The following is a 13,687-nucleotide window of genomic DNA, read 5'->3' on the forward strand; positions in this document are numbered from 1 at the left end:
GGCGCCGATCATGGTGGTCGGATCGAGCGGGTGGCCCTGCTTGATCTTGTTCACGCGGGCGACGGCGCGGTCGATGAAGCGGTCGAAGATCGATTCCTGAACCAGCACGCGGCTGGGGCAGGTGCAGACTTCGCCCTGGTTCAGCGCGAAGAGCGCGAAGCCTTCGAGGGCCTTGTCGAAGTAGTCGTCGTCCTCGTCCATCACGTCGGCGAAGAAGACGTTCGGCGACTTGCCGCCCAGCTCCAGGGTCACCGGGATGAGGTTCTCGGAGGCGTACTGCATGATCAGGCGGCCGGTCGTGGTCTCGCCGGTGAAGGCGATCTTCGAGATCCGCCTGTTGCTCGCGAGGGGCTTGCCCGCCTCGACGCCGAAGCCGTTGACGACGTTCAGCACGCCCTCGGGCAGCAGGTCGGCGATCAACTCGGTGAGCACCATGATGCTGAGCGGGGTCTGCTCGGCGGGCTTGAGCACGACGCAGTTGCCCGCGGCGAGCGCCGGCGCCAGCTTCCAGATCGCCATGAGCAGCGGGAAGTTCCACGGAATGATCTGGCCGACCACGCCGAGGGGCTCATGGAAGTGATAGGCGACGGTGTCGTGATCGACCTCGGAGATGCCGCCTTCCTGAGCGCGCAGGACGCCGGCGAAGTAACGGAAGTGGTCCACGCCCAGCGGGAGGTCGGCGTGGGTGGTCTCGCGGATGGGCTTGCCGTTGTCGATGGTCTCGACCTGCGCGAGGAGGGGCAGGTTGGCCTCGATGCGGTCGGCGATGCGGTTCAGCACGAGCGCGCGCTGAGCCGGAGCGGCGCGGCCCCAGGCGTCCTTGGCCTTGTGGGCGGCGTCGAGGGCGAGCTCGATGTCGGCGGCCTGGCTGCGGGCGATCTCGCCGATGGGCTTGCCGGTGATCGGGCTGATGTTGGTGAAATACTGGCCGCCGACCGGGGCGACCCACTTGCCGCCGATGAAATTGTCGTAGCGGTCGCGCCAGGCGAGCTTGCTCTTCACCGTCTGGATGGCTTGATGCAGCATTGAATTCCTCCCTTGGCCGCTTGGGGAAGCGAAGCTTCGAGGCTCCGGTCCGCGGCCGGATCTACGGCATGAATGGAAAATTAGGACATGCCGGATGCGGATGGATATTAGACTTTGGTTCCACGACGCGCACGGCAAGACTGCGTGATCAGCCGCCCGCCTGCCATTGACGGATCCAGTCCTGGGGCCAGAGCAGCATGACCACGTTCAGCGTGAGGTTGTCGCGGATCACGGCCAGCGCCAGAAGCTCGAAGACGACCGCCAGCAGGACCGTGACCCGGACCGGCAGCCGCGCCGCCAGAAAGAATCCGAGCATCATGAAGAGGATGTCCGAGACCGAATTCAGGATGCTGTCGCCGGTGTAGCCGAGGGCCATGGTCGCGGCGCGGTAGCGGTCGATGACCATGGGGGTGTTTTCGAGGATCTCCCAGGCGGCCTCGATCAGCGTCGCCGCGACGAGGCGGCTCCCCATGGACCAGCGCCGCGCGATCAGCCGGAGCCCGCCGTAAAAGAGAAATCCGTGGATCACATGCGAAAGCGTGTACCAGTCGGCGACGTGCTGGGAGTTGTCCGGCCCGTCGGCCTCGCCGACCCAGAGCTTCACCTTCCCGCATTCGCAGATGGGCAGCCGCCCCATCGCGTAAAGAACGGCGGCGGCCGCGGCGAGAATCGCAAGAACCAGCAGAAGGGCCCGCGTCGAGACGCGGCGGGAGGGCGTGAAGGTCATCAAAAGGACTCCGGGCCGAGACGTAAAGCCTCGGCCCGGAATAGCATGTCGGGAAAGCCGCGTCAGGCGGTCAGGCGTCGGGGGGCGTCTCGGGCGCCGGAGCCGGAGCCTGCGCCAGACGCCGCTCGGCTTCGTCCTCCATCAGCTCGAACCACATGGCGTTGAGCACCGCGAAGGCCGCCGCCAGAGGCAGCCCGAGCATCCAGGCGAAATACCACATAGAGCAGTCTCCTTTCTCAGTAAGCGTGGGTGTCGCCCTTGGCGATGGCGGCCACGTCCACCTTGCCGCGCAGGATCCGGTAGACCCAGGCCGTGTAGAGCAGGATCAGCGGCATGAAGATCAGCGTGGAGCCCAGCATCACGAAGAGCGTGAAATGGCTGGAGGAGGCGTCCCAGACCGTCAGGCCCGAGCGCGGATCCAGAGCCGAAGGCAGCAGGAAGGGGAAAGTCGAGACGCCGACCGTCGCGACGATTCCCGCGATCCCGAGTCCGCTGGCCAGCAAGGCCCGGCGCGGCAGATTCCGCCGCAGCGCCCAGGCCGCGCCGATCATCCCGAGAATCCCGAGGACCGGCGCGAGGATCGCCAGAGGGAAGGCCGCGTAATTGCCCAGCCAGCCGCCCCGGACCAGCTCGACGCTCTTGCGCAGCGGATTGGAGGCCGCCGCCGGATCGACGACGCTGACGATCCTGTGGCCGTCGAGGAAGGCCACCCAGACTCCGCCGACCACGAAGAGCGCCGCCGCCGCCAGAGCCGCCCTGGACCCGATGAAGCGGGCGCGTTCGGCCACCGGGCCTTCGAGCTTGAAGGCCAGCCAGCCCGCGCCATGAGCCAGCAGCATCGTCAGGGAGACCAGCCCGCAGAGCAGTCCGAAGGGATGAAGCAGCCGGAAGAAGCTGGTCCACTTGAAGGTCACGCCCAGCGAGGCGGCGTCGTAGGAGAAGAGCGAGCCCGTCAGCGCCGAGCTGGTCGCCGCGCCGAAGAGCACCGCCGCCAGACCGCCCGAAAGGCAGAGGACGACGTCCCAGCGCGCGCGCCACTGCGGCTCCTCGCGCTTGGAGCGGAACTTGAAGGCCACCGGGCGCATGATGAACAGCACCAGCACCAGAAACATGGCCATGTAGAAGCCCGAGAAGGCGGCGGCGTAGATCAGCGGCCAGGCGGCGAAGATCGCGCCGCCGCCGAGGATCAGCCAGACCTGATTGCCTTCCCAGATCGGCCCCACGGCGTTGATGACCGAGCGGCGTTCGAGATCGGTCTTCGCCACGAAGGGCAGCAGCGCCTGAGCGCCGAGGTCGAAGCCGTCCATCACGGCGAAGCCGACCAGCAGCACGCCGAGCAGCAGCCACCAGATCAGGCGCAGGACGTCGTAGGAGATGAGTTCATGAAGGACCATGTCGGCTCACTCCGCAGGGGTGAAGACGGGAGCGGCGCCCGGAACGGCGTCGCGGAGGGGTTGGGGGCCATGCCCGGGGCCGCCGTCGAGCGGATGCTGGGGCCCCTTGCGGATCGCCTTGAGCATCAGCCGGATCTCGATGAAGAACAGCACGCTGTAGATCAGCGTGAAGCCGAGCAGGGTGGTCAGCACCGTGGTCGCGCCCAGATTGGAGACCGCCACCGCCGTCGGGAGCACGCCCTCGATGATCCAGGGCTGACGCCCCACCTCGGCGACGATCCATCCCATCTCGACCGCGATCCAAGGCAGGGGAATCGCCAGAACCGCGAGCTGCAGCGGCCAGCGCCGCTTCTCCAGCTGGCGCCGCGCCGAGAGCCAGAAGAATCCGCCCGTCAGGACGATGAGGAACAGCCCGATCCCCACCATGATCCGGAAGGACCAGAAGAGGGTCGGCACATGGGGCACGGTGTCCCAGGCGGCTTGCGCGATCTGCTCGGGGGTCGCCTGGGTCGGATCGTCCACATAGCGCTTGAGCAGAAGGCCGTAGCCCAGCCAGGCGCCGTTCTCCTCGAAGACTTCGCGGGCGGCGGGCGGAATCGCCTCGCTGGAGCCCGCCGCGCGGATCTCCTGAAGCGCGCCGTAGGCGAGGGCGCCCTTGCGGATATGGCCCTCCGCGTTCCGGACCAGATCCGCGATGCCGGGGATCTCGGTGGTCAGCGAACGCGTGCCGATCAGGCCCATCACATAGGGGATGTGGACCGCATAATGGGTCTCGCGGGCCTCGGCGTCGGGGAAGCCGACCAGAGTGAAGGCCGCGGGCGCCGGTTCGGTCTCCCACATGGCCTCGATGGCCGCGAGCTTCATCTTCTGATGCTCGCCCGAGAGATAGCCGCTTTCATCGCCCAGGACGACCACGGAGAGCGCCGAACAGAGGCCGAAGCTCGCCGCGATGGTCATGGAGCGCTTGGCGAGGGCGAGCGAACGCCCCTGCAGCACATACCAGGCCGAGACGCCCAGCACGAAGACCGAGGCCGTGACGTAGCCCGCCGAAACCGTATGGACGAATTTCGCCTGAGCCACCGGGTTCATGAGCACGGCGAAGAAATCGACCATCTCCATGCGCATGGTCTCGGGATTGAAGACCGAGCCGACGGGGAACTGCATCCAGCCGTTCGCGATCAGAATCCAGAGCGCCGAGAAATTCGTCCCGATGGCCATCAGCCAGGTCACCGCGAGATGACCCACCCGCGAGAGCTTGTCCCATCCGAAGAAGAACAGCCCGACGAAGGTCGCCTCGAGGAAGAAGGCCATGAGCCCTTCGAGCGCCAGAGGCGCGCCGAAGATGTCGCCGACGTAATGGCTGTAATAGCTCCAGTTCATGCCGAACTGGAACTCCATCACGATTCCGGTGGCCACGCCCATGGCGAAGTTGATGCCGAAGAGCGTGCCCCAGAAGATCACCATGCGCCGCCAGACGTCGCGGCCGGTCATCACATAGACGGTCTCCATGACCGCCAGCAGGATCGACAGACCGAGAGTCAAGGGCACGAAAAGAAAATGATACAACGCCGTCGCGGCGAATTGCAGGCGCGAGAGCGCCACTACGTCCAGCTCCATTGAGCCGCCTCCTGTCCCTGAGAGGAGCCTCTTTCAGCGAAAGCTTCAGTCGCCGCGCAGCCTCGGGAGCGCCGCCGCGAAAGCGGCCTCGCCCCGACGCAGATCCGCGACCGGCGCGCCCGCCGACATCACGATGAGCCGGTCGGCCATCTCGGCCTCCCGGCGCAGATGCGTGGCCACGACCAGCGTGCGCCCCGCCAGACGCGCCGAAAGGCGCGTCAGAATTTCGCGGCCCAGAGGGCCGTCCAGAGCCTCGGTCGGCTCGTCGAGCAGCCAGAGCGGGGCCTCGCGCAGCAGCAGCCGCGCCAGAGCCAGACGCCGGGCCTGTCCGCCCGAAAGCCCGAGCCCGCCTTCGCCGAGGCGCGTCTCCAGCCCATCGGGCAGGGTCGCCAGAAGCTCGCCGAGCCCCGCCGCCTCCAGAGCCTCGCGCATCTCCGCCTCGGAGGCTTCAGGCGCTCCGAGCCGCAGAGCCTCGCGGAGGGTCTCCTGGAAGAGATCCGCCCTCTGGGTCAGCCGCGCCGCCGCAAGCCGCTCGACTGCGCCCGTCTCCGGCGCAAGCTCGCCCGCCATCAGCGACAGGAGCGTGGATTTCCCCGCGCCGCTCGCCCCGATCAGCGCCACGCGCTCGCCTTGGCGGAGGATCAGATCCAGAGGCTTGAGCGTCGCGCGCGTCGCGCCGGGAGGCCGCGCGGAGGCTTGGGTCAGCCGCAGGGCGATTCCCTCGGGCGGCGTTTTCGCGGCGGGCTCCGGCGCGGGCTCGGCCAGACGCGGCCCGATGCGCCGCGCGGCGCCCGCCATGCGTCCCAGCTCCGCGGCGCCGCGCCTGAGGAGGCCGAAGGGCTCCACGGCGCCGATCACAGCGAGAAGCGCCAGAGCCGCCCCCGGCGCGCCGATGACGCCCCGCTCCGCGAGGGCCGCCGTCGCGAGCAGCACGCCCGCGAGCATCAACGCCGTCAGCAGCCCGAGCCCGAGCCCCATGCGCCGCTCGATGCGGTTGAGCCTGCCATCCGCCGCCGCGAGCCGATCCTGAGCCGCGAGGATCGAGGCCTCCTGAGCCTCCAGCCGCCCGGCCATGAGCAGATCGGCGCGGCCTCTGGAGAGATCCGCGATGCGCGCCCGCAAAGCCGCCTGAGCCGCCGCCTTGCGCCGCCCCCAGGGCTCGGCGGCGCGGGCGCTGCGGAGCGTCAGGGCGAATCCGACCCCCGCGAGGAGCCCCGCCGTCGCCAGTCCGAGCCGCCAGTCGAGGAAGGCCAGCATGACCCCGAGCAGGGCCGCCGCCGCCAGAGCCGCCACGCCGGGCGCGATCACGCGGGCGTGCAGTCCCTCCAGAGCCTCGACGTCGGCGCCGATCTGGAACAAGGCGCCGGAGGGCCGCTTCATCAGCGCGCCAGCGGCGGCGGGGGCGGCGTGGCTGCGAAAGACTCGCCCCCGAAGATCCGCGAGGACGCCGAGAGTCGCGTCATGCAAGGTGAGGCGCTCGCCATAGCGCGAGACCGCCCGCAGGAAGGTCAGCAGCCTGATGCCGCCGCCCGGCGCGAAGACGTCGAAGGCCCAAGCGGTGGCGAGGCTCAATCCGGCGATGGCCGTCGCGGCGATGAACCAGCCCGAAAGCGCCAGCAGCCCGAGGCCGAAGAGCGCCGTCAAAGCGGCCAGCAAGGCGCCGATCCGCAGCATGCTCCCCGCCTGTTCGCGGAAGAGCCTCAGCACGGGGCGCAGAGAAGACAGCGAAGCGGGGCGGCTCATGCGGCGGCCTCCTTGTCGGCGGCGAGGGGCTCCAGCCGGATCACGCGGTCCATGCGCCGCGCGACGGCGGGGTCATGGGTCGCGACGACCAGCGTCCGCCCTTCGGCGAGTTCGAGCAGGCCCGCCAGAATCTCGGCGGCGGTCTCGGAATCGAGATGGGCGGTGGGCTCGTCGGCGAGGATCAGCCGGGCTTCAGGCCGCGCCTTCAGCCGCGCCAGAGCCAGACGATGGGCCTCGCCGCCGGAGAGCCCGAGTCCGCCTTCGCCGAGCGGCGCCGCCCCATGCAGGGCCGCCGCGCGCTCCAGACGGGCGAAGCTCAGGGCCTCGCGCAGAGCCTCGGGGCTCAGCTCCCGCCCGAGCGCGATGTTGGCCGCGAGGCTGCCCGCGAAGACATGGGGCGTCTGGCCGAACCAGGCGATCTGCGGACGCAGACCTTTCGGCGCGCCGGGAAACTCCAAAGCCCCCGCCTGAGGCTCGGCCAGACCACCGATCAGCGCCAGCAGCGTCGATTTCCCCGAGCCGCTCGGCCCCATCAGCGCGACCCGCTCGCCCGGCGCGGCCTCCAGCCCATAGCCCGCGAAGGCCGGAGCGAAGTCCAGAGCCTCGATCCTCACGCCCGGCGCCCGCAGCAAGGCCGGGGCGAGAGGAAGCGTCGAGACCTCCGGGCCGGAATCTTCGAGGCGCAGGAGGGCCTTGCGGGCGGCTTCTCCGGCGGCGCGGTCATGCCAGACGGCCGAGATCTCGCGCAGAGGTTCGAAGAAGGCGGGGGCCAGCATGAGCACGAAAAGCCCCTCCGCGAGGCTCAGCCTCTCGCCCCAGACGCCCCATGAGAATTCGCCGAGCAGATGGAATCCGACATAGACCGCCGCCAGAGCCACCCCCAGCGCCGAAAAGAACTCCAGCACCGCCGAGGAGAGGAAGGCGATCCGCAGGACCGCCATGGCGCGGGTCTTGAGGTCCTGAGCTTCGGCTCTGACGCGGGCGGTCACGCCCTCGACGGCGCCGAGGTCGCGGATGGTCGCCAGGCCCCGCAGACGATCCAGCAGATAGCCGTTCATCTCGCCGAGCCGCGCCATATGGGCCTCGCTGACCGCCTGAGCCCTCCAGCCGACCAGCGCCATGAAGACCGGAATCAGCGGCGCCGCCATGGCCAGAGCCAGAGCCGCCGCCCATGAGAACCACAGCACGCAGGCGAAGATCGCCAGGGGCAGGATCATGGATTTGAACCGCGCGGGCCTCCAGCGCGAGAGCCAGGGAATCAGCGCTTCGGCCTGTTCGGCGAGCAGGCTGGAGGCCAGCCCGGAAGAAGCCTGCGTCTTGTCGAGCGGCGAGCGCCGCCCCAGAGCCGCCACGGCCTTCGCGCGCAGGCTCCGCACTTCGGCCCGCGCGGCGCCATGGGCCATCCCTGCGCCGAGATCCTCCAGCAGCGCCCGCAGCGCTCCGAAGAGCAAGGCCGCCCCCGCCGGAGCCCAGACCGCCGCCGCGCCTTCTCCAGCCGCGATCCGCCCGACGCCCCAGGCCAGAGCCCCCGCCTGGGGAATCCAGAGCAGGGCCGCCAGAGTCAGCAGCAGCGAGGCGCGGGTCAGAGGATCGCGGAGATCGACGCGGGAATCGGGAGAGCGGCGGGCGCGCATGAGCTCAGCCTCCGCCTTCTTCGGTTTCGGGCAGCGTCTTCAGCGGCTCCTTGCGGGGGCGTCCGAAGCGGGTGATGCGGTCCTTGACCTCCAGGAAGCGCGTGACCTTCGCCCCCAGCGACAGCAGCGCCATGAGCCTTTCCGTCTCCAGCTTCTTGACGTCGTCGTACCAGCTGGTGAGGCTTTCGATCATCTCGTGCATTTCGGCGAGCCGCGCCTGAGCATGGCGGTCGGCGTCGTCGCGCGGAGTCTGGAGCAGCAGTTCGCGCAGCACCGAGAGAGTCGGATCGATCTCGCGTTTCTTGCGCTCCTCCGCCAGGACGCGCAGGATCAGCCAGACGTCGTCCGGGGTGGTGTAATAGTCGCGCCGGTCGTCGGGGATGTGCCGCAGCAGCACGAGATTCCACGCCTGCAGCTCGCGCAGGCTCATCGAGACGTTGGAGCGCGAGATTCCCAGCGCCTCGGCGATCTCCTCGGCGCAGAGCGGCTCCGGCGAGACGTAGAGCAGGGCGTAGATCTGCCCCACCGTGCGGTTGACGCCCCAGCGCCCGCCCATCTCGCCGAAATGCAGCACGAAGGATTGAACCAGAGGCGGCAGATTCATGGAGCTGTCTCGTCTGAAATTTCAGAAACTTCTGAAATGACGATAAGCCGGAGAAGGCCGTCGGCCAACGCGGCGCCGCGCCGCAGCAAGCCCGGAAGCGGAAGGAGGACCTCAGCCCGAAGCGGAGGCGCGGGCGTCGGGCTTGGCCCCTGCGCCCGTCCCGGAGCCCGGACGCCCGGAGGCGGAGGAGGGCGCTTCGGCGGGCAGATCGGGGAAATGGGGGCTCTTGCGCAGCTGGTCCCAGGCCCAGAGCGTCTCGCGCAATCTGGCTTCCTCGCTGCGGTCTCCGCCGTTGAGGTCGGGATGCAGCGCCTTGACCATCTCCTTGTAGCGGGCCCGGATCTCGGGCCGCGAGACACCGGGCCGCAGATTCAGGATCCGCAGCGCCCGCGCCTCGGCGACGGGCAGCGAACTGCGCCGCGCCGCGGCCTTGCCCTCGGGTCCCGGAGACTTCGTCGCCTTCTTGCCGAGCGCCTCCAGCGGATCGCGGAATCCCATGCGCCTCCAGGCTTCTCCGTCGGCGTGGCCGTAATGGTTGGCGTAGCGTTTGGGATCCTCGGTGGTGCGCCAGGTGGGGCGGTCCCAGAAGGCGGCGGCGCGCTGGGCGGCCTCGATCTCCTGAGGCGAGCGGCCCTTGTAGTAATCCCAGGAGGCGTTGTAGCGGCGCACATGCTCCAGACAGAACCAGTGGAAATCCTCGGCCTGCGGCGCGACGGGCGCCCGGTAGCGGCCTTTCTCGGCGCATCCCGGCCAGGCGCAGCGCGGAGCCATGGCGGCGGAGATCCCTCCGTCGAGCAGGCGTCTGCGGTTGGACGTCGCCTCCCGACGCCTCTTGTCGGCGGCGACGCTCACATCGAAATCGAACGGCGACCGGCGCACCTGGAGTCCCCCCTCCGCTTGACAAGGCTGTCGGCCTGCGCCCAGGTTCGGCGCGCCGCGGCTCCTTTTCTTCAAGAGCCACCATACATGATCCCCGGACGCCGTTTCGTAAAGCCCGGGCCGAAAAATAAGGAGCCGAGATGAACCGCCTCGACCGCATCCGCGCCGCTCTCGAAGAGGCCCTCGCGCCGGAGAGCCTCGACGTCCAGGACGACAGCCACCGCCACATCGGCCACGCCGGATCGCGTCCCGGCGGCGAAACCCATTATCTGGCGCGGGTGGTTTCGGCGCGCTTTACAGGGCTCTCGCGGGTGCAGCGTCAGAGGCTGGTCAACGAGGCCCTCGCCGCGGAGTTCGCCGGAGGGCTGCACGCCTTCTCCATGGAGCTGAAGGCGCCCGGAGAAGCCTGACGCCGAAGCCCCGAGCCGCAGCGCCGCCCGCGCGGGGCGGCGCCGGAGCTCCGGCCTCAGAAGCCGCTGCGGCCCGGCGTGCGCAGGACGCCCGTCGGCGAGCCGCCCGACTCGAAGCGGCCGATGTTGCCGAAGAGCTGCTGGAGGAAGTTGAGGCGCCTTCCGCGCGTGGGCGTGGTGCGGGTCGCGAGGTCGATCACCACCCCGTCCTCGAGGCCGTAATGGTTCACGCCCCGCACGGTTCCGGCGGGATCGAACTCGACCACGACGGCCTCCTGCTGGAGCACGCGCTCGTTCCAGAAGACGGTGCGCTCGGTCTGGCGGAAGACGTAGACCCAGACGTTCTCGTCGAAGGCCCCGACGATGGGCGGCCGGCCGAGCTTCTCGACGACCTGAGCCTGGGTGTCGGAGCCGACCACCACGCGCGACACCTGATCGGGACGCGGCGCATAGCCGTGGCTGCGGCGGACGGGCTCGCAGGCGGCCAGCCCCGCGATCAGGGCGCAGGCCAGAAGCGCGGCGCCCGCGCCGCGCCTCAGGCGGGCTTGCGGGGCTCCGGCGGCGGGGCGGGAAGGGGCGGATGCGGTCATCGAGGCGTCTCCATGGCCCGTCGGGGCGAGGGCCGAATGCGCAGGGGCGAAGCGCGCCGGAGTCTCCGGGAGATCTTCCGGACGGCGTAAGCCCCCTGCGGGCTTCGTGCAGGTTGGCGGCCAGAGTTTGGGTAGCGCGTCCTTGCCAAAGTTTCAAGCGCGGGCCATGTTCCGGCCCGATCCACCCCTTCGCACCTCCGGCCGCCCTGATCGCGCTTGCGGCCGCCCTTTCGCCCCCTGGATGGAGAGCGCCATGTCCCGCCGACCCGATTCCTTCTCTCCCTCTCCTTCCTCCGCGGCTTCGCCTGCGGGCTCCTCCGCGGCTTCGCCCGGGGCGTCTTCGCCTCAGGGCGAGGGCGCCCCCGCCGGGCGCGAGTTCAGCCGCCCCATCCGGGCTTCCGACATCGAGCGGGCGCCGCGCCAGCTCAGGGGCGAGGCGACCGAAGCCGAGCGGGCGGCTCTGGCGCGACGCTTCGGGATCCTCTCCCTCGAGTCCCTGAGCTACGAAGCCGAGCTGCGTCCCTGGCGCGACGGCGGATGGCGGGCGAAGGGCGTGGTGCGGGCTCGGGCGACGCAGGCCTGCGTCGTGACGCTGGAGCCCGCGCCGGAGACCATCGAGGAGCCCTTCGCGCGCGGCTGGCTGCCCGCCCGCTCCCTGCCCGAGGCCAAGGCGAAGCCCGATTCCGAGATGGAGGTCTACCTCGACCCCGAACTGGACGATCCCCCGGAGCTTCTCGGCGAGGAGATCGACCTCGGCGAGGCCGCCGCCGAGGTCTTCGGCCTCGCGCTGGAGCCCTATCCGCGCGCGCCGGGCCTCGCGGAGGCTGGGGAAGGCGCCGCCTTCAGCGCCGCGCCTCCGGGCGTCGAGCCCCTGACCGACGCCAGCGTCCATCCCTTCGCGCGGCTCAAGGCCCTGAAGGAAGGCGGCGAGGGCTCGGGCGAGCCCTGAGCGCGCGGAGGGGGCGAAAAAACCCTTGCGGACGGCGGTCTTTCCGCTATTGTCCGCGCCGACGCCCGTCTCCTCCGCGAGGCGGGCGAAACTCATCCTGATCATGCGCTGACCGGCGCGGCGGGCCTGAACAGGGCGCGCGCTTTCGGCGCTGCTTCGCAAGAGGGTCCAGAAATGGCCGTTCCGAGAAAGAAAACCACCCCGGCGAAGCGCGGCATGCGTCGCTCGCATGACTTCCTGACCGTCGCCTCCTACGCCGAATGCGCCAATTGCGGCGAGCCGCGTCGTCCGCATCATGTCTGCGCCGCCTGCGGCCATTACGGCGACCGCGAAGTCGTGGCGCCCAAGGCCGTCGAAGAGATCGACGACGAAGCCGCGTAAGGTTCTCGGGCGACGCAAGAGGCTCCGACGGCCCAGCGCCGCGCTTGACGGACGTCGGGGCGGGTCTGGGCCGAATTTACAGGGAGTCCACTGCCTCATGAGCGGCGTCGTCCTTTCGATAGACGCGATGGGCGGCGACCGCGCCCCCGCCAGCGTGCTGGGCGGGTTGGCGAAGGCGCTGCGCGAGCGGCCGGACCTGCGTTTCATCCTGCATGGCGACGAAGCCCGGCTCGCGCCTCTGCTCCGCAAGGGCGCGCCCCTCACGGAGCGCGTCGAGCTGCGTCCCGCCCCCGACGTGGTGGCCATGGACGCCAAGCCCTCGCAGGTCCTGCGCCGGGGACGCTCCACCAGCATGTGGAAGGCCCTCGAGGCCGTCCGCGACGGAGAGGCCTCCGCCGTGGTCTCGGCGGGCAACACCGGCGCGCTCATGGCGATGGCGCTGTTCTGCCTGCGGGCGGCTCCGGGCGTGAAGCGTCCGGCCATCGGGGCGCTCTGGCCCTCGCGCAACGCCTCCGGCTACTCCCTGGCGCTCGACATGGGCGCCGACGTGCGCGCCGACGCCGAAGACCTCGTGCTCTACGCCCTGATGGGCGCCGAATACGCCCGCGTGCGCTTTCAGGCCGCGCGGCCGCGCGTGGGGCTGCTCAACGTGGGCGTGGAGGAGACCAAGGGTCTCCCCGAGATCAAGGAGGCGGGCGCCGAGCTGCGCCGTCTCTCCGAAGACCCCGCCCTCGGCTTCGAATATGTCGGCTTCGTCGAGGCCAACGACATCTTTTCGGGAGAGGTGGACGTGGTGGTCACTGACGGATTCACCGGCAACGCCGCGCTGAAAAGCGCCGAGGGCGCGGCGAAATTCGTCGGCGAGTCGCTGAAGTCCGCCTTCGCGCACACCTGGCTGAGCCGCCTCGGGGCGTTCTTCGCCTATCCCTCGCTGCGGCGCTTCAAGAAGCGCATCGATCCGCGTCAGGCCAACGGCGGCGTCTTTCTGGGCCTCAACGGGCTGGTGATCAAGAGCCACGGCGGCGCCGACGCCACCGCCTACGCTTCGGCGGTGGCTCTGGCGGCGGATCTGGCCCGCGAGGACGTGGGCTCGCGCATCGCGGCGGGCGTGCGCAAGGCCACGCCGCCTTCCGCAGTCCCCGTTCCGGGCGCGCCGCCCGCTGGTCTGATCATCCCCCCGCGCCGGGAAGAAGGAGGCGCCTCATGACGGAGCGTCGCGTGGCCGCACTGGGCAGCGGCTCTTATCTGCCCGAGAAGATCCTCACCAACGAGGACATCTCGAAGATCGTCGACACCACGGATTCGTGGATCTACGAGCGCACCGGCATCCGCAAGCGCCACATCGCCGCCGAGGGGGAGTTCACCTCGCATCTGGCGATCAGGGCGGCGGAGCGGGCGCTCGAGGCCTCGGGCCTGACGGGCCCCGACATCGACCTGATCGTGCTGGCCACCACCACGCCCGACAACACCTTTCCCGCCACCGCCACGCGGGTTCAGGCCGCCCTGAAGACCAGGGGCTTCGCCTTCGACGTCCAGTCGGTCTGTTCGGGCTTCCTCTACGCGCTCTCGGTGGCCGACGCCTTCCTGGCGCGCGGACAGGCGAAGCGCGCCCTGGTGATCGGCGCCGAGACCTATTCGCGCATCCTCGACTGGACCGAACGCGAGACCTGCGTGCTCTTCGGCGACGGCGCGGGCGCCGGCGTGCTGGAGGGCCGCGAACCCACCGGAGCCCC

General features: G+C 69.9%; 13 protein-coding genes and 2 pseudogenes. 5 read left to right on the forward strand and 10 right to left on the reverse strand.

Annotation, left to right across the window (positions count from 1 at the left end):
- From adh to PHN62_RS13410, 9 genes and pseudogenes are all read right to left on the reverse strand, one after another.
- Nucleotides 1–1,026 (reverse strand): annotated as a pseudogene (gene adh / locus PHN62_RS13370) (aldehyde dehydrogenase); the annotation flags it as partial.
- Between the two features lie 148 nt (nucleotides 1,027–1,174).
- Nucleotides 1,175–1,753, reverse strand: a complete 579-nt coding sequence (locus tag PHN62_RS13375) for a DUF2585 domain-containing protein (RefSeq protein WP_300151466.1) — start codon at nucleotides 1,751–1,753, stop codon at nucleotides 1,175–1,177.
- A 70-nt stretch (nucleotides 1,754–1,823) separates the two neighbouring features.
- Nucleotides 1,824–1,973, reverse strand: a complete 150-nt coding sequence (gene cydX / locus PHN62_RS13380; protein ID WP_300151467.1) for a cytochrome bd-I oxidase subunit CydX — start codon at nucleotides 1,971–1,973, stop codon at nucleotides 1,824–1,826.
- 16 nt (nucleotides 1,974–1,989) lie between these two features.
- The gene (cydB, locus tag PHN62_RS13385; RefSeq protein ID WP_300151469.1) at nucleotides 1,990–3,147 is read right to left on the reverse strand and encodes a cytochrome d ubiquinol oxidase subunit II; all 1,158 of its coding nucleotides are present in this window, start codon (nucleotides 3,145–3,147) and stop codon (nucleotides 1,990–1,992) included.
- Between the two features lie 6 nt (nucleotides 3,148–3,153).
- Nucleotides 3,154–4,764 (reverse strand): cytochrome ubiquinol oxidase subunit I, encoded by a 1,611-nt coding sequence (locus tag PHN62_RS13390; RefSeq protein WP_300151471.1) that lies wholly within the window; start codon nucleotides 4,762–4,764, stop codon nucleotides 3,154–3,156.
- Between the two features lie 45 nt (nucleotides 4,765–4,809).
- Nucleotides 4,810–6,507, reverse strand: coding sequence for an amino acid ABC transporter ATP-binding/permease protein (locus tag PHN62_RS13395; RefSeq protein ID WP_300151473.1), 1,698 nt, complete (start codon nucleotides 6,505–6,507; stop codon nucleotides 4,810–4,812).
- Entirely contained in the window at nucleotides 6,504–8,141 is a 1,638-nt protein-coding gene (gene cydD, locus PHN62_RS13400; protein WP_300151475.1) for a thiol reductant ABC exporter subunit CydD, read from the reverse strand. The genes PHN62_RS13395 and cydD overlap by 4 nt, the downstream gene beginning before the upstream one ends.
- 4 nt (nucleotides 8,142–8,145) lie before the next feature.
- Nucleotides 8,146–8,745, reverse strand: coding sequence for a GbsR/MarR family transcriptional regulator (locus PHN62_RS13405; protein ID WP_300151476.1), 600 nt, complete (start codon nucleotides 8,743–8,745; stop codon nucleotides 8,146–8,148).
- Between the two features lie 111 nt (nucleotides 8,746–8,856).
- A complete protein-coding gene (locus PHN62_RS13410) occupies nucleotides 8,857–9,624 on the reverse strand; it encodes a J domain-containing protein (protein WP_300151478.1) in 768 nt (255 codons plus the stop codon).
- A gap of 140 nt (nucleotides 9,625–9,764) precedes the next feature.
- Between PHN62_RS13410 and PHN62_RS13415 the strand changes: the two genes are divergently transcribed.
- Entirely contained in the window at nucleotides 9,765–10,034 is a 270-nt protein-coding gene (locus PHN62_RS13415) for a BolA family transcriptional regulator (RefSeq protein ID WP_300151480.1), read from the forward strand.
- A gap of 56 nt (nucleotides 10,035–10,090) precedes the next feature.
- Here the strand turns inward: PHN62_RS13415 and PHN62_RS13420 are convergent, their stop codons facing one another.
- Nucleotides 10,091–10,624 (reverse strand): outer membrane protein assembly factor BamE, encoded by a 534-nt coding sequence (locus tag PHN62_RS13420; protein ID WP_300151482.1) that lies wholly within the window; start codon nucleotides 10,622–10,624, stop codon nucleotides 10,091–10,093.
- A 253-nt stretch (nucleotides 10,625–10,877) separates the two neighbouring features.
- Here PHN62_RS13420 and PHN62_RS13425 point away from each other — a divergent pair, with 253 nt between their 5' ends.
- The 4 genes and pseudogenes from PHN62_RS13425 to PHN62_RS13440 form a co-directional block, all read left to right on the forward strand.
- Nucleotides 10,878–11,573 carry a DUF177 domain-containing protein gene (locus PHN62_RS13425; RefSeq protein WP_300151484.1) on the forward strand — a complete coding sequence of 232 codons (696 nt, stop codon included), beginning with the start codon at nucleotides 10,878–10,880 and terminating at the stop codon, nucleotides 11,571–11,573.
- Between the two features lie 174 nt (nucleotides 11,574–11,747).
- Nucleotides 11,748–11,954: a 50S ribosomal protein L32 gene (rpmF, locus tag PHN62_RS13430; RefSeq protein ID WP_300151486.1), complete on the forward strand. Its 207-nt coding sequence runs from the start codon at nucleotides 11,748–11,750 to the stop codon at nucleotides 11,952–11,954.
- A gap of 97 nt (nucleotides 11,955–12,051) precedes the next feature.
- Entirely contained in the window at nucleotides 12,052–13,161 is a 1,110-nt protein-coding gene (plsX, locus tag PHN62_RS13435; RefSeq protein WP_300151488.1) for a phosphate acyltransferase PlsX, read from the forward strand.
- Nucleotides 13,158–13,687: pseudogene (locus PHN62_RS13440) on the forward strand (3-oxoacyl-ACP synthase); the annotation flags it as partial. The gene plsX and the pseudogene PHN62_RS13440, both read left to right, overlap by 4 nt.

The sequence above is a fragment of the Neomegalonema sp. genome, from assembly GCF_028688855.1.
Classification (GTDB): domain Bacteria; phylum Pseudomonadota; class Alphaproteobacteria; order Rhodobacterales; family Rhodobacteraceae; genus Neomegalonema.

Bases quoted from the DNA above. Each gene is read 5' to 3' on its own strand.
- PHN62_RS13375 (WP_300151466.1), bottom strand. From the start codon at position 1,753: ATGACCTTCACGCCCTCCCGCCGCGTCTCGACGCGGGCCCTTCTGCTG.
- cydX (WP_300151467.1), bottom strand. From the start codon at position 1,973: ATGTGGTATTTCGCCTGGATGCTCGGGCTGCCTCTGGCGGCGGCCTTC.
- rpmF (WP_300151486.1), top strand. From the start codon at position 11,748: ATGGCCGTTCCGAGAAAGAAAACCACCCCGGCGAAGCGCGGCATGCGT.
- PHN62_RS13420 (WP_300151482.1), bottom strand. From the start codon at position 10,624: ATGACCGCATCCGCCCCTTCCCGCCCCGCCGCCGGAGCCCCGCAAGCC.
- PHN62_RS13425 (WP_300151484.1), top strand. From the start codon at position 10,878: ATGTCCCGCCGACCCGATTCCTTCTCTCCCTCTCCTTCCTCCGCGGCT.
- PHN62_RS13415 (WP_300151480.1), top strand. From the start codon at position 9,765: ATGAACCGCCTCGACCGCATCCGCGCCGCTCTCGAAGAGGCCCTCGCG.
- PHN62_RS13405 (WP_300151476.1), bottom strand. From the start codon at position 8,745: ATGAATCTGCCGCCTCTGGTTCAATCCTTCGTGCTGCATTTCGGCGAG.
- plsX (WP_300151488.1), top strand. From the start codon at position 12,052: ATGAGCGGCGTCGTCCTTTCGATAGACGCGATGGGCGGCGACCGCGCC.
- PHN62_RS13390 (WP_300151471.1), bottom strand. From the start codon at position 4,764: ATGGAGCTGGACGTAGTGGCGCTCTCGCGCCTGCAATTCGCCGCGACG.
- cydB (WP_300151469.1), bottom strand. From the start codon at position 3,147: ATGGTCCTTCATGAACTCATCTCCTACGACGTCCTGCGCCTGATCTGG.
- cydD (WP_300151475.1), bottom strand. From the start codon at position 8,141: ATGCGCGCCCGCCGCTCTCCCGATTCCCGCGTCGATCTCCGCGATCCT.
- PHN62_RS13395 (WP_300151473.1), bottom strand. From the start codon at position 6,507: ATGAGCCGCCCCGCTTCGCTGTCTTCTCTGCGCCCCGTGCTGAGGCTC.